This window comes from Parabacteroides chongii, assembly GCF_029581355.1.
GTDB lineage: Bacteria > Bacteroidota > Bacteroidia > Bacteroidales > Tannerellaceae > Parabacteroides > Parabacteroides chongii.
This window is the reverse complement of the sequence record NZ_CP120849.1, coordinates 620686-635258: the sequence shown is the minus strand read 5'-3', so window position 1 is coordinate 635258 and position 14573 is coordinate 620686. Positions and strand designations below refer to the sequence as shown.

The following is a 14573-nucleotide window of genomic DNA, read 5'->3' as shown; positions in this document are numbered from 1 at the left end:
ATACATGTAGGACGCTATTGCACCGTTTGTCACTGTTTTGCGTAGCAAGGTTTAACTCGTTGATATTTAACTTTGCAAACAAAAACGAGTATGGCAAGAAGTACATTCAAAGTGCTGTTCTATGCGAACGGCAGCAAGGAGAAAAACGGTATTGTCCCCATCATGGGACGAGTGACAATCAACGGTTCTGTGGCACAGTTCAGTTGCAAGCAGACCATCCCGAAAGCACTTTGGGATGCGAAAGGCAACCGAGCCAAAGGCAAGAGCATTGAAGCGAGGGACATCAACCACGCTTTGGACAACATCAAGGCGCAAATCATCAAGCACTACCAACGCATATCTGACCGAGAGGCGTATGTTACGGCAGAAATGGTGCGCAATGCCTATCAAGGAATCGGCAGCGAGTATGAGACATTGCTCGGAGCGTTTGATAAGGACAACGCCACGTTTCAAAAACGTGTGGGAACAGACCGTGTAAAAGGAACTTACATGGCAAGGGTTCGTGCAAGAAACCATGTGGCGGCATTCATCAAGGCGAATTACAAACGAAGCGACCTGTCTATGCTTGAACTGACACCCGACTTCATCAAGGAGTTTGCCGTATTCCTTTCCACTGACAGAGGATTGCAGAACGGTAGCATCTGGACTAACTGCATGTGGCTGAAAGGTGTGGTCATGCGTGCGCACTTCAACGGACTGATACCGAGAAATCCGTTTGCGCAGTTCCATATCAGTCCGAACATAAAGGAACGTGAGTATCTGACGGAAGAAGAACTGAAAACATTGATGACACACGAATTTGCGGATGCCAAACTTTCCTACATCCGTGACATCTTTGTCTTTGCCAGCTTTACCGCACTGTCATTCGTGGATGTCAAGGGACTGACCACCGATGATATAGTGGAGGTGAACGGAGAGAAGTGGATATTATCCAAACGGCACAAGACCAAAGTCCTGTTCAAGTGAAACTGCTTGACATCCCTTTGCAGATTATCAAGCGTTACGAGGAGTTCCAAACGGACAAGTCCGTTTTCCCGAATCTGAACTATTGGTCTATATGCAAGCCATTGAAAAAGATGATAAAAGAGTGCGGAATCACAAAGGACATCTCATTCCATTGTGCGAGGCATGGGTTCGCAACCCTTGCTCTAAGCAAAGGTATGCCGATTGAAAGCGTCAGCCGTGTGTTAGGACATACGAACATCGTTACAACCCAACTCTATGCGAAAATAACCACGCAGAAGATAGACCACGACCTTACAATGTTCGGTGACAAACTGAACCAATCTTTTGGGAACACAACAATGGCATAGGGCTATGGAAAGAAGTACCATCACAATAGACGAGTTCGGCAATGTTATTTTGCCAAATGACACAACCGATGTATGGATGAACGAATCCGAGTTGTTGGATTTGTTCGGTGTCACCGCCCCGACCGTTCGGGCAGGGATAAAGGCTCTTTGCAAAAGTGGCGCATTGAGGGAGTACGAGATAAAGCGTACCATACGCCTATCCGACAAGTGCAGCATGGAGTTTTACAACCTTGAAACGATAATTGCCCTCGCTTTCCACTTCGGCACATTCGGAGCAAAGCGGGTGCGCAATGCCATCATGAAAAGGCTGTACTTGCGAAAAAAGAAACAAACCATCTTCTTTTCGTTGGGCAATGCCGAAATAGTCAAGCCCAAATACCTCTCGTAGATTGGGATGAGAGACTGACGTAATGCAGTCATTAAATCTGTACGTCAGCACAACAATACGACAGATACTCTGATTTTTTCTCCCGAAAAGCGAAATCCGACCATTCGCATTTCGGGAGTTTTTGTCTTTCAATCCGACTCCATTGACAAACCTTTGAAAGTTTTTGTTCCGAGGGGCTTTTTCTATATTCTGCTGTATTTTGCGTAACAACCTATTCATTAAATGATTATACTTTTGTGGCTGGTATTTTTCAAACTTAAAACCATTTGATTATGTCAGCTAACAAACAACAAGACAACCACAAGCCGCCATCAGATGGCAGCGTGGCAAAAGAAGAGTTCATCCGAGTGGGAACATCGCTCTACAAGATTGTGGAGCAGCCGAGACTGAACGGAGGGTATGTAAAGAAACGCATCGCGTGGAACAACGAGACCCTGCGCCAAGACTATGGCAAGGACTACATCGGCAGCGTTCCCAAGTATGACGGTTTCTGCACCGTACCCGAACACATCGGCTACCGCCCTGTGGTCGGTAAGTTCCTTAACCTCTATGAACCGATAGACCACCGACCAAAGGAGGGTGATTTCTCGCACATCCAATCATTGATACGGCACATCTTCGGAGAGCAATACGAGTTGGGGATGGACTATCTGCAACTGCTCTACCTGCAACCCATCCAAAAGTTGCCCATCCTGCTGTTGGTATCTGAAGAACGCAACACAGGCAAGAGTACGTTCTCAACTTTCTGAAAGCCCTTTTTCAGAACAATGTCACGTTCAACACCAACGAGGATTTCCGCAGCCAGTTCAATTCCGATTGGGCAGGAAAGCTCCTCATCGTGGTGGATGAGGTGCTGCTCAACCGCAGGGAGGACAGCGAGAGGTTGAAGAACCTCAGTACAACCCTATCCTATAAGGTGGAAGCTAAAGGCAAAGACCGTGACGAGATAGCGTTCTTTGCCAAGTTCGTGCTATGCTCCAACAACGAGTATCTGCCCGTAATCATAGATGCAGGAGAAACACGCTATTGGGTACGCAAGATTGAACGCTTGCAGTCCGATGATACCGACTTTCTGCAAAAACTGAAAGCGGAGATACCCGCTTTTCTTCATTTCCTGCAACACAGACAGCTATCCTCCGAAAAGGAAAGCCGTATGTGGTTTGCCCCATCCTTGCTGCATACAGAAGCCTTACAGAAGATAATCCGCAGCAACCGCAACCGATTGGAGATAGAGATGCAAGAACTTATCCTTGACATCATGGATAGTGTTGGTACGGATACTTTCTCTTTCTGCTACAACGACCTTCTTCTTTTGCTGGTACACTCACAGGTAAAGGTGGAGAAGCACCAAGTCCGTAAGGTATTGCAGGAGTGCTGGAAATTAACTCCTGCACCGAATACGCTTACTTACAACACCTATCAAGTGGACTATACCCGAGAGTGCCGCTATTCTCCCATACGGAGGATAGGACGGTTTTATACCGTAACAAGAGAACAGTTGACAACACTCTGATTATTTTGATAAAATGATGAATAAGGATATAACTACACTGATATATAAAGGTTTGTACTCTCATCAAACATTCATCAAAAACATCTTACTGATGAAAAAAGGAAACAGGTCAGGCAGACCATACGCTATATGGCAAATGATGATTTTCTCTTTTGGTAAGTGCTTTGATGAAACTATGATGAGGATGTATAATATTGTTATCCAATAGTTTGTCATACACATTCATCAATTCATCGGTTTTACAATCATCATCAAACCATAGGAAAATTATGAACATACAGGAAGTAAAGAACATACGCATTGCAGACTATCTGCAAAGTTTGGGCTATACGCCCGTCAAACAACAAGGCAACAGCCTTTGGTACAAATCACCGTTGAGAGAAGAAAAGGATGCCTCTTTCAAGGTAAACACCGAGCTTAACAAGTGGTACGATTTCGGACTTGGCAAGGGCGGCAACATCATCGCATTGGCAGAGGAACTATACGCAACCGACTATGTGCCTTACTTGCTCAATAAGATAGCGGAGCGAGTACCGCACATCCGTCCCGTATCTTTCTCTTTTCGCCAGCAGTCATCCGAACCGAGTTTCCACCAGTTAGAGGTGGGAGAACTTACCCATCCTGCATTGCTCCGTTACTTGCAGGAAAGGGGCATAAACACCGACTTGGCAAGATTGGAATGTAAGGAACTGCACTTCATCCATAACGGCAAGCCCTATTTCGCCATCGGCTTCCCGAATGTGGCTGGAGGGTTTGAAGTGCGCAACCGTTTCTTCAAGGGCTGCATCGCACCGAAGGACATCAGCCATATATGCCAGCAGGGAGAACCGAGAGAAAAATGCCTAGTGTTCGAGGGTATGATGGACTACCTGTCATTTCTTACGTTGCGGATGAGGAACTGCCCGATCATACCCAACCTTGATGGGCAGGATTACATCATCCTTAATTCGATTGCCAATGTTTCCAAAGCCATAGACGTGCTGCATAGGTACGAGCGCATCCATTGCCTGTTTGACAATGACGAGGCAGGAAGAAATGCCTACTTGGACTTGGCGAGAGAGTTCAGTGGTCGCATCTGCGACTTCTCCGACAACTACAACGGACACAAAGACCTGAACGCTTACCTGTGCGACAAGCCCATGTCCCAATCGGAAAAACCGATAACGGAGAAGAAGCAAGTCCAATCCGCAAGGCGGATGATACAGCCACCGAAAAAGAAAGGGTTGAAGATGTAAGGGGATGCTTGCAGCGGTACGGATATTTACCGATGGAAAATACCGTAGCTTATTAGGGAATTTTCCGAGCCGCATTGCAAGCAACGCTGAAAATTCCCCAATAAGCCAAAGAGGTTGCACCTCTCTGGACTCTCCAAGACCAACGGCAACAGCCGTACATAAGCAATAATCAAACGATGTTTCACAAGCAGAATAAGAAAGGAATTATATATGGGATTCGTAGTATTACACATGGAAAAGGCGCACGGTTCCGACAGCGGAACGACCGCCCACATCGAGCGTTTCATCATACCGAAGAACGCAGACCCCACACGCACACACCTTAACCGAAAACTCGTCACATACCCCGATGGAATAAAAGACCGCACGGCAGCCATTCAAAAGAGATTGGAGGAAGCAGGACTGACACGCAAAATCAGGAACAACCAAGTTCGGGCTATCCGTATCAATGTGTCGGGAACGCACGAGGATATGAAGGTATCGAAAAGGAGGGCAGACTTGACGAATGGTGTGCCGACAATATGAAATACTTTGCCGACCTGTTCGGCAAGGAGAATATCGTGGCTGCACACCTGCACAGGGACGAGGAAACGCCACACATACATATTACCCTCGTTCCGATTGTCAAGGGAGAGCGCAAGCGCAAGAAACGTGAGGAACAGGTAAAGAAGCGGTATCGAAAGAAACCAACCAATGCCGTCCGCCTGTGTGCCGATGATATCATGACACGCTTGAAGCTGAAATCCTACCAGGACAGTTATGCCATAGCGATGGCAAAGTACGGTCTGCAACGTGGCATAGACGGCTCACAGGCTCGTCACAAGTCCACACAGCAGTATTATCGGGACATACAGAAACTTGCTGACAGCTTGAAATCGGAAGTGGTGGATTTGCAGGAGCAGAAAACCGAAGCGGAGCAGGAACTCAGACGAGCCAAGAAAGAGGTGCAGACCGAGAAACTGAAAGGCGCAGCCACCACAGCAGCGACCCACATTGCAGAAAGTGTCGGTTCTCTTTTCGGAAGCAACAAAGTTAAGATTTTGGAACGCAGAAACGAGGATTTGCAAGACCGCATCCTCGAACTTGAAGAAGAAGCTCGACACAGGGAACAGCAACAGGCAAAGCACATACAGGAGATAACGGATGCTTACGAACAGCGGCACCGCAAGCTGTCCGAATTCGTGGATTATGTCAAGCACTATTTCCCGTATGTGGAGAAGCTGATGCCAACCATCAAATTTCTGCGTGATACGCTGAACTTTGGCGATGCCCTCATCAGAAAGTTATGCACGTTCAAGGATGTTTCCATCAAAGGGGAACTCTATTCTTGTGAGTTTAACCAGCATTTCAAGGCAGACAAAACGATATGCTCACTGAAAGAGGACAAGGAGGGGAATTTCAACCTCCACATAGACGGAGTTTCACATGTCAGTTGGTTCAGACGGAAGAAAGAGGAGTTTATTGAGAAGCTGAGACCACAAGCAAGGAGACAAAATCGGGGTATTAATTTGTAAATCAAAATAAAGTCCGTGATAGTTGAATGACATATCACGGATTTTTATACTTTTGTATTCGGATTGGGGCAACCCTTTTCAAAGACATACGAGAAAAAAGAAGAAGCGTTATGCTTATCTTGTACTTGAAAACGTAGGAAATTTTCAATCTGAATACAAGGATAGCATAGTGGTTCTCACGCTATAGCGTGGGCTGCTATTGTTACATCTGTATTCAAGGTTTCCTACGACCTTCAAGTAAGAGTGTGGCATACGGTTCACGCTTATTTTAACAATTTAAACGTATCTAATTATGAGAGTATTAAAGAGAACAAGTGTATGTTTAAAGTGCATACTTGTCTTAACATTACTATTGTCTGTGCCAACCTACACAAATGCTCAACTAAAAAAAGTTGCTAAAATCGAGAAAGTGAAATCTTTTACAAATGGTTCTGTGGCGCTAAATAAAACAATTATAGATGAAGTAGAAGTGTATTCTGTAACTTTACCTAATAATTCAAAATATCATCAACCAATCGTTTTTTTTCTTGGCAGTAAAGATGAGATGATTAAAAATTTGAAAGACCTATCAGAAGCCTTAGAGACAGGAACAAAGGGTGAGGTCTTTGATTTTACGGTATGTGGAAAAAAATACCAACTTTCTTTTAGTCGTTCATTAGGACAAAAGTGCTTCAAAATCTGGGAGCCTATAAATGTATCAAGCGATTATGGTCGTTTTTTCAAAGCAACGATGGATGACATATTAGAATATATAGAAAACAAAAATTGATTAGCAGTCTAAAAGTATGAGCGATACAAAGCTTTTGTCATTATCAGAAATATTCAACAATAAAATTTTTCGTATTCCTGATTTTCAACGTGGCTATTCTTGGGAAGAACGCCAGTTAGATGACTTTTGGGAAGATATCCAAAACCTTAGCCCCAATAAAATACATTATATTGGATTATTGACAGTAGAACCAATAAATGCAAATGAGGTATCCAATATCGAAAAATGGAAAGATGATTTATGGCTTCTCAAAAAGGGGCTGTCCGCATATTATGTAATAGATGGACAGCAGAGATTGACTACTTTAATTATCTTATTGCATGAAATTTTATGTACGTTTAATGACAATGAAGGCATTAATTACGGACAAAAGAGTGAATGGATAGACCGTTTTTTGTATCGTTCTTACAACCAGCTATATAAGTCTTTTGTATTTGGATATGAAAAGGATAATCCAAGCGATGAGTATTTCAAGACAAAGATTTTAGAACAAGAATCCTCTGCTGCAGACAAGTATCCCGAAACATTGTATACAGCAAATCTTATGTTTGCAAAAGAATATTTCAAAAATAGACTTAAGTCATTGAGTAAAGAGGATAAAGAAGCTATCTTTGATAAGGTAATAAACAGGTTGAAATTCAATTATTATGAAATAGATGACTCATTAGATGTATATGTAACATTTGAGACAATGAACAATAGAGGAAAAGATTTGTCTCATTTGGAACTACTAAAAAACCGTCTAATATATTTGTCCACTTTATTACATGAAGATGATGAAACAAAAGGACGATTAAGAACAGATATTAATGAAACATGGAAAACCATATATGAATATTTAGGTAAAAACAAAGATAATCCATTAGATGATGATGACTTCTTGTTTAATCATTGGATAATGTATTTCACATACGATAGAAGTCAATCTGATGTGTATGCCGAGTTTTTACTTAAGAAAAAATTCACCGCAAAAAATGTATTAAGTGGGAATATCTCAATTAAAGATATAAAAAATTATATCGACAGCCTATCTAAGTGTGTAAAACAATGGTTCTACATATTTAACATCCAATATTCTAACCATTCAGATAGAATAAAAGAGCACATTCAGAAGTTAGAACGAGTTGGCTGGGGTGCTTTCCCTCCAATGATAATGGCTGTATTTACCAAAGAAACCAATGAGGATTTAATTTGGAATTTTTTAGATGCTTGTGAAAGATTCAATTTCTTGGTTTTTGCTGTATCACACCGTTCTTCAAATACGCAAAATAGCAATCTTTACAGAAAGACAAGAGAGTATTATATGGGACAGTTGGATATAGAAACAATTACGGCAGATATTGACTTTTTGACGGATGGGGAAGACGATGAAAACTATTATGGATGGTTTGATTTGGAAAGATTCAAAAATCATATAAAAGAACTATTCTCAAAAAATGATAGAGAAGGCTTTTATTCATGGAGCGGACTTAGGTATTTTCTCTATGAATATGAATTGTACCTACAAGACAATGCTAATATGAAAGTCTCTTGGGAGGACTTTAACAAGAGAAAGAAAGAGGATACAATTGAACACATATACCCACAATCACCTAATGATATTTATTGGAAAAATCGTTTTGGGCATCTTAAACCTTCAGAAAAACGTCAGTATTTGAATTCTTTGGGAAATCTATTACTATTAAATCGTTCTAAAAATTCAAAGTTGCAGAATTACGATTTTGACAAAAAGAAATGTCTGCTAAACAAAGACGGAAAAGAAATAGGATACTATAATGGCTCGTATAGTGAAATTGAAGTTTCTAAACATAAAGAATGGACTCCAGATGAAATAAAGAAGCGTGGTTTGTTGATGCTGCAATTTATGGAGGAACGGTGGAAATTTAGTTTTGATAATTGGAATATATCAAAAGAGGATATTCTATTTCCTTAACTGACAATTATTGATAATTATTGGGGTGGACATTTGCTGTTTCCACCCCAATATCATATATTTGCACCACGAGCTATTGCTTTGAAGCAAAATGAGGAAGAACGCAGCAAATGTCACAGTTGCCAAGTCATTACCTCAAAATTGGGTAATTCTCTCAAAGTCCTTTGTATAAGGAACTAACAAAGGTATTCCAAAGTTACGAAAATATCTTTATGAATATGTATTTCTTTTTTCTTCTCAGACTGTAACCTTTTTTTCTTTACTGCGTCAAACTAGTAAACGAAATTAATTAACAACTAAAAAATTACAGTTATGATGAATTTTATAATGATTCCGCTTATTATCGGAATAATTTGTGCCGGTATTTATGGTTTGTTTGAATTGTTTGTACGGAAGAAAGAACGTTTGGCTATTATTGAGAAGATAGGAGATAAGCTGGAACCTTCTGCCTTTGATGCTAAAATAGGTTTGCCCCGTTTGAGTACTAATTTATCTTTTAGCTCGTTAAAAGCTGGCTGCCTGTTGGTTGGAATCGGCTTGGGTATATTGTTCGGATTCTTCTTGTCGATATCTACGGTGGCATGTGATAATTATGAAATGCGAAGTGCTGTGTATGGAGCATCGGTTCTGCTATTTGGCGGTCTCGGACTAATTGTTGCTTTTATTTTAGAAATGAAACTTTCGAAGGACAAAGATAAATAATTTAGGGAGTTGCAATCAATTGTTTACTTTTGATAAATTATTCATCCTTGATCTGAGTGATTATGAAGAAATAGTAGAGAATAACATTTATCTGCTATTCTCTACTATTTCTTATTTGATAATCATAGTCTCTTTTATAAGTAAATCTCCCCGAAAAACTCCGGACGATGGAAATCCGGTGCCGGAACATCGATCGGACTCCAACTTACGAAATGCGGAAATTCTGTATCGTCTGCGCATTTATAGAAGTTACCCAGTATTTTTTCCGGCAGGTTATTCGGATCGAGCCCCATCAGCTGGAATGGGATGGCAACTACCAGTTCCCAGGAGTATACCCCTTTCTTCTCGGCAAACGGTTTGTGCTCCAATGTGGAATATCTGCGGATGGATGCATACTCGTCGGAGTTCAGCGATCTTTTGATATCGCGTGATTGGCGGCGTGCTGCATCACAGGTGCCGATACAATTGAATTCAAAATTCATATAGTTGTGATCTTCTATGGTTTTCATAAAAAACTCTACACAACTATCGGTATAAACAGGTGATCCGTCTGTGCTGTGTACAGCTTTCAGGGAATTGCCTTTTACAAAATAACGAATATATAAATTCGTGTCTGTTCGAGCAATATCAAAGGCTACAATTGGTTTGTAAGGATATTCTTCCCAATTGATCACATCGATATACTCTCGCTGGGCCTTACTCTCCAGCAGATATCCTGCGGATGATAAATCCAGTACATCCAGCGTCACTAAATACGGTACTTTAAGCTTCTTCATGTTAATTATAGATTTGGAGCAACGGCAAATGGAAATATGAGGTGAGGAGCACGGATAATACTCCTACAATAGCCAAAACAATGATGACTGTCCCTACAATCCGATTCAATAACCATATTCCTCGTACATTAAACCATTTTTTCAATTTGGCAACTATATATGTGATTCCGAACCACCATAAGACGGCACCTACACCAATGCATGCAATCCCCCCCAATAACATCCAAACGGAATGATCTGGTAGCACAAATCCAAAGCGTGCAAACAAGCCTATATATAGAAGCACGATTAAAACGTTGCTAAAGGTAAGAAGAAAAGCTGTAATAAAATCCTGTGTGAACGATAACTTTTTTTCACGTTGCTTTTTTAAGTTTTTTACAGGATTGGATTGGTATATATAGTAACCGAAAAGTCCTAAGACAATACTGCCCATTAGCTGGAGAGGAGCCTGGTTGGCTTCTACGAAATTAACGACAACTCCCATGCCCAAACAGGTAAGAGTTGCGTATATGACATCTGATAGGGCTGCTCCCAGACCGGTAACGAATCCGTGCCAGCGTCCTTTATTCAATGTTCTTTGTATACACAGCATTCCGATCGGACCCATAGGGGCTGATACGAGTATGCCTATCACAATTCCTTTACTAATAAGTCCCAGCATTATCTTTTATTTTCTGCCCAATTGACTGCAAAGATAGTGTCTATTCGTTGATAAAAAAAGGTAAAAACATAAAAATGGTCTGGAACAAAAGTCCCAGACCATTGATTTATAATTTGACCGGGTTATCCGGATTATTTAGGTTTGACAGTATTGTTACGTACTCCTTTCAGAATTCCCTGCAGTTGATAAACGATTTCCGGACGTTTTTCTGCCAGATTATCCTGTTCGCCGACCTGAGTCATGTCGTATAGCTGAGGGGCTTTCGAGTAGCCAGTCTCGATCTTTGGTCCCCAGGGTACCATTTTCGGTCCGTCGCTGGTTTCAATATACTTCCAGTCTTTCGTACGGACTGATAAAGTATGGTCGGATGCCTGTTCGATAACCCATGGGCGATCGGCATTGTCCGTTCCCAGCAAGGTTCCCAAATAATTGTAACTGTCAGGAGCTGCGCCTTTAGGAAGTACAGAACCTGTCAATGCGGCGAGTGAAGCGAACCAGTCTACCTGTGACATTAAAGCATCTGATACTTCCCCTTTTTTTACTTCTTTCGGCCAGCTGACGATTGCGGGAATACGTGTTCCGGCTTCGAATGCGCTGTATTTTCCTCCGCGTAACGGACCACCTGGTTTGTGGTCACCCAACAGTTCTTCCGCCTGGTCTGCATAACCGTCATCTACAACCGGACCATTGTCGCTGGAGAGGATAATCAATGTATTTTCCCTTAACCCTAATCTTTCCAGTTCGTCCAGTATTTGTCCGACACTCCAGTCGAACTGTACGATGGCGTCGCCTCTGAGTCCCATTGGATTTTTTCCTCTGAAACGTTCATGAGGGAAACGAGGTACGTGTACGTCATTTGTGGCGAAGTACATGAAGAATGGTTTGTCCTTATTCGCCTTGATAAAGTCGAGGGCGTGGGTTGTGATGGAGTCTGCCAGGTTTTCATCTTTCCATAATGCCTTGCCTCCGCCTTTCATATAACCGATACGTCCGATACCGTTGACGATTGCCATATCGTGGCCATGACTGTGTTTCAGATTATAAAGCAGTTCCGGATGGTCTTTGCCCAACGGCTCGCCTTCAAAAGGTTTCTGATAGCTGACTTCGATAGGTGCAGACGGGTCGTAGTTGGCTACTTTTCCGTTTTCTATGAATACACAAGGAACACGGTCGGCTGTAGCAGCCATGATATAGGAATAATCGAATCCAAGATCAGCCAATGCGGCAGGCAGAGGGGCATTCCAGTCCTGTTCGCCTGTTTTATCGCCCAGTCCCAAATGCCATTTGCCTAAGGCAGCAGTTGTATAGCCTGCGCTTTTGAACATATCGGCAATGGTATACCGTTCCGGACGGATGATTATTCCGGCATTTCCGGCAGCAATGTCTGTTCCCGGCCTGCGCCATGCATATTCTCCGGTAAGCAGCGAGTAACGCGAAGGCGTGCTGGTAGCCGCTGTTGCGTGAGTGTTCGTAAAGCGGATGCCACTGTTTGCCAGTTTGTTGACATTGGGTGTTTGTACGCGGGTCGCGCCGTAACATTCCAGGTCACCATAACCCAGGTCGTCAGCGTAGATGAAAATGACATTCGGAGTTTTTGTCTCTTTTGCCTTTTGAGCATGGGAGATAGTCGGGGAGACAAGGAATGCTCCCAGTCCGAGACCGATTAGTACGTTTGATTTCATGATATTTTAGGTATGATAAATTATTATTTCAGGGTTTAAAGGTCTGCTTTTTTTGTGAATAAAACAGACCTTTTCTTTATAAAAATCGAAAAATACATTTTAACTGATAAAAATAGTTATTCAAACCAGTTCAATTCAGGTATTGATATCGTATCTGATGTTGTTTTTAGGATCTCGATCTTGACAAATTTTGCTTTATGGGATTTGAATGATACAACTTGTTCAACAGGATTGTTGACAATATTGCCAAAACGACCTTTTGTGACCGGGTTTTCCCATTTTTCACCATCTAGACTAAAAGAAATGGCATATTCTTCTATATGTCCAGCATTTAGGGTTTTATCTGGAATATATGAAAAAGTTTTCAGTTTATACTCTTTATTTAACTGTATGATAAATCCAGCAGGAATTTTTTCGATAGTTCCTTCAAAAATACTACTGGGATTGTTGTCTATAATAGAAGTTATTGGGCCGTTATTTTCTTTTACTCCATAAGAAGAAATTGTCCAACCATCATTTTTCAGTGGTTGTGGATTGATGTTGGTCGTATTTTCCTTGGGAATAGGTGGAAGGTAGTACATAGAAATATTCCCTAATGAAACAGATATTCTACTATTGAGAATGCGAATACGAAAACGGTCAGTATAAATAGGCTCTGACAAACGAATCATTTTACGGAATCCAATAGTTGTGCTATGAGCTATTTTTATCCATTTATTATCTATCCAAGCTTCAATTTCAAAGGCTTCAACTCTTTGTCCATAGTCTCGGATGTTTTCTTGTAGTTTGATGATATTAAGTAGTTTAGCTTGTTTTAATTTTATTTCAACTTCAGCATTAGTTATTCCTTTTGGAGTTTGCCAGGATGTAAAAGGATCATCATCTGTTAAAACACCTGTTTTTGAATTCTTTTCCCATCCAGACACAGCGATAGCTTCAGCATTTTTAGCAAAATCTATTTCTTTCATTTTGGTAATGATTTTACCAAATTCGATTAATCTGTTTGCATCTTTTTCTGGGATTTGTCCAGTTTTATCCGGTGACAAATTAGGTAGAAGATTTGAGTTTTGTCCAATGGTAGAGAAATAGCTATTTACGAGGTATTCCAAAGATTTTGTTGTGTTATCATCATTCGAATTGTAAAACCATCCTTTTCTAAGAGGAAGTCCACCTCTTGATGGATACCATACAAGTCTTTTTTTTCCTGTTAGATCATCTATGCTTCCCAGATTTTCAGCTGTTGCATGAAGCCCTTTTACTTCTCCTCCAAACAAAAGATTTTCCTCATCTATTCCTTGTACAGACCATTCGGTTTCACGTCCTTGCCCGGCTTCATTACCTACCCATCGTATATCAGGAGCTGCTCCGGATAGTAAAATGTCTGGTTGTATTTCTCGTGCTTTTTGGAAAATACGTTCCCAATCAAAGTCCATATTTTTTCCACTCACGCTACTATTAACTCCTGCTCCATCAAACCAAAGCAAGTAAACTGGACCATAGTTCTTTAATAACTCTTCTATCTGGTTTACATAATAATCATTGTAAGCATTTGTACCATAGGTGGGTTCATGCATATCCCAGGGAGATAGATAAATACAAAACTTCATGTCGAGCTTTTTGCATGCTTCCGATACTTCTTTTACTAGATCTCCTTTTCCTTCACGCCATGGAGAGTTTGCAACAGAATGGTTAGTAAATTTACTGGGCCATGTACAAAATCCGTCATGGTGTTTGGCTACTAATATGACTCCGGTTATACCTGCATCTTTGAATGTTTTTACCCATTTTTCTGCATTTAGCTCAGAAGGGTTGAATATGGCAGGATCTTCTGTTCCGGTACCCCATTCACGTCCTGTGAATGTATTCATTCCGATATGTATAAAACCGAGCATTTCACGTTCCTGATAGTCTAATTGTCTGTACGAGGGGCGTACCTCTGTTGATAATTCGATGATTTTTTCACGTGAAGCGTTTTCGGGAACAGAAATAGCTGTACCTTCTTTGGAGGTCTGAACCGGATTAGGAGAGCAGGCACTGAATAAAACTATAATTATAATGAATAAATATCTCATAATCTTATTTATTTT

8 protein-coding genes and 4 pseudogenes are annotated in these 14573 nt (G+C 41.3%); 8 read left to right on the top strand and 4 right to left on the bottom strand.

Going from position 1 to position 14573, the window contains the following annotated elements; all coding sequences use genetic code 11:
• Positions 1-90: 90 nt before the first annotated feature.
• The 8 genes and pseudogenes from P3L47_RS02780 (at position 91) to P3L47_RS02745 (ending at position 9367) form a co-directional block, all read left to right on the top strand.
• Positions 91-1313 (top strand): annotated as a pseudogene (locus P3L47_RS02780) (site-specific integrase).
• 4 nt (positions 1314-1317) lie between these two features.
• Complete coding sequence (locus P3L47_RS02775) at positions 1318-1701, top strand: virulence RhuM family protein (RefSeq protein ID WP_117462103.1); 384 nt, start codon at positions 1318-1320, stop codon at positions 1699-1701.
• A gap of 272 nt (positions 1702-1973) precedes the next feature.
• A pseudogene (locus P3L47_RS02770) lies at positions 1974-3214 on the top strand (primase-helicase family protein).
• A gap of 269 nt (positions 3215-3483) precedes the next feature.
• Complete coding sequence (locus P3L47_RS02765; protein ID WP_117748426.1) at positions 3484-4449, top strand: toprim domain-containing protein; 966 nt, start codon at positions 3484-3486, stop codon at positions 4447-4449.
• Positions 4450-4659: 210 nt separating this feature from the next.
• Positions 4660-5963 (top strand): annotated as a pseudogene (gene mobV / locus P3L47_RS02760) (MobV family relaxase).
• Between the two features lie 292 nt (positions 5964-6255).
• Positions 6256-6732 (top strand): hypothetical protein, encoded by a 477-nt coding sequence (locus P3L47_RS02755; protein WP_117748424.1) that lies wholly within the window; start codon positions 6256-6258, stop codon positions 6730-6732.
• A gap of 16 nt (positions 6733-6748) precedes the next feature.
• A complete protein-coding gene (locus tag P3L47_RS02750) occupies positions 6749-8665 on the top strand; it encodes a DUF262 domain-containing protein (protein WP_277782603.1) in 1917 nt (638 codons plus the stop codon).
• Between the two features lie 312 nt (positions 8666-8977).
• On the top strand, positions 8978-9367 hold the full coding sequence (locus P3L47_RS02745) for a DUF6249 domain-containing protein (RefSeq protein WP_122363726.1): 390 nt from the start codon (positions 8978-8980) through the stop codon (positions 9365-9367).
• Positions 9368-9501: 134 nt separating this feature from the next.
• Here the strand turns inward: P3L47_RS02745 and P3L47_RS02740 are convergent, their stop codons facing one another.
• The 4 genes and pseudogenes from P3L47_RS02740 to P3L47_RS02725 form a co-directional block, all read right to left on the bottom strand.
• Positions 9502-10143: a carbohydrate-binding family 9-like protein gene (locus P3L47_RS02740; RefSeq protein WP_277782602.1), complete on the bottom strand. Its 642-nt coding sequence runs from the start codon at positions 10141-10143 to the stop codon at positions 9502-9504.
• A 1-nt stretch (position 10144) separates the two neighbouring features.
• A complete protein-coding gene (locus tag P3L47_RS02735) occupies positions 10145-10804 on the bottom strand; it encodes a LysE family translocator (protein WP_277782601.1) in 660 nt (219 codons plus the stop codon).
• A 131-nt stretch (positions 10805-10935) separates the two neighbouring features.
• Positions 10936-12396 (bottom strand): annotated as a pseudogene (locus P3L47_RS02730) (sulfatase family protein); the annotation flags it as partial.
• A 206-nt stretch (positions 12397-12602) separates the two neighbouring features.
• The gene (locus P3L47_RS02725; protein WP_277782599.1) at positions 12603-14558 is read right to left on the bottom strand and encodes an alpha-L-fucosidase; all 1956 of its coding nucleotides are present in this window, start codon (positions 14556-14558) and stop codon (positions 12603-12605) included.
• Positions 14559-14573: the final 15 nt, after the last annotated feature.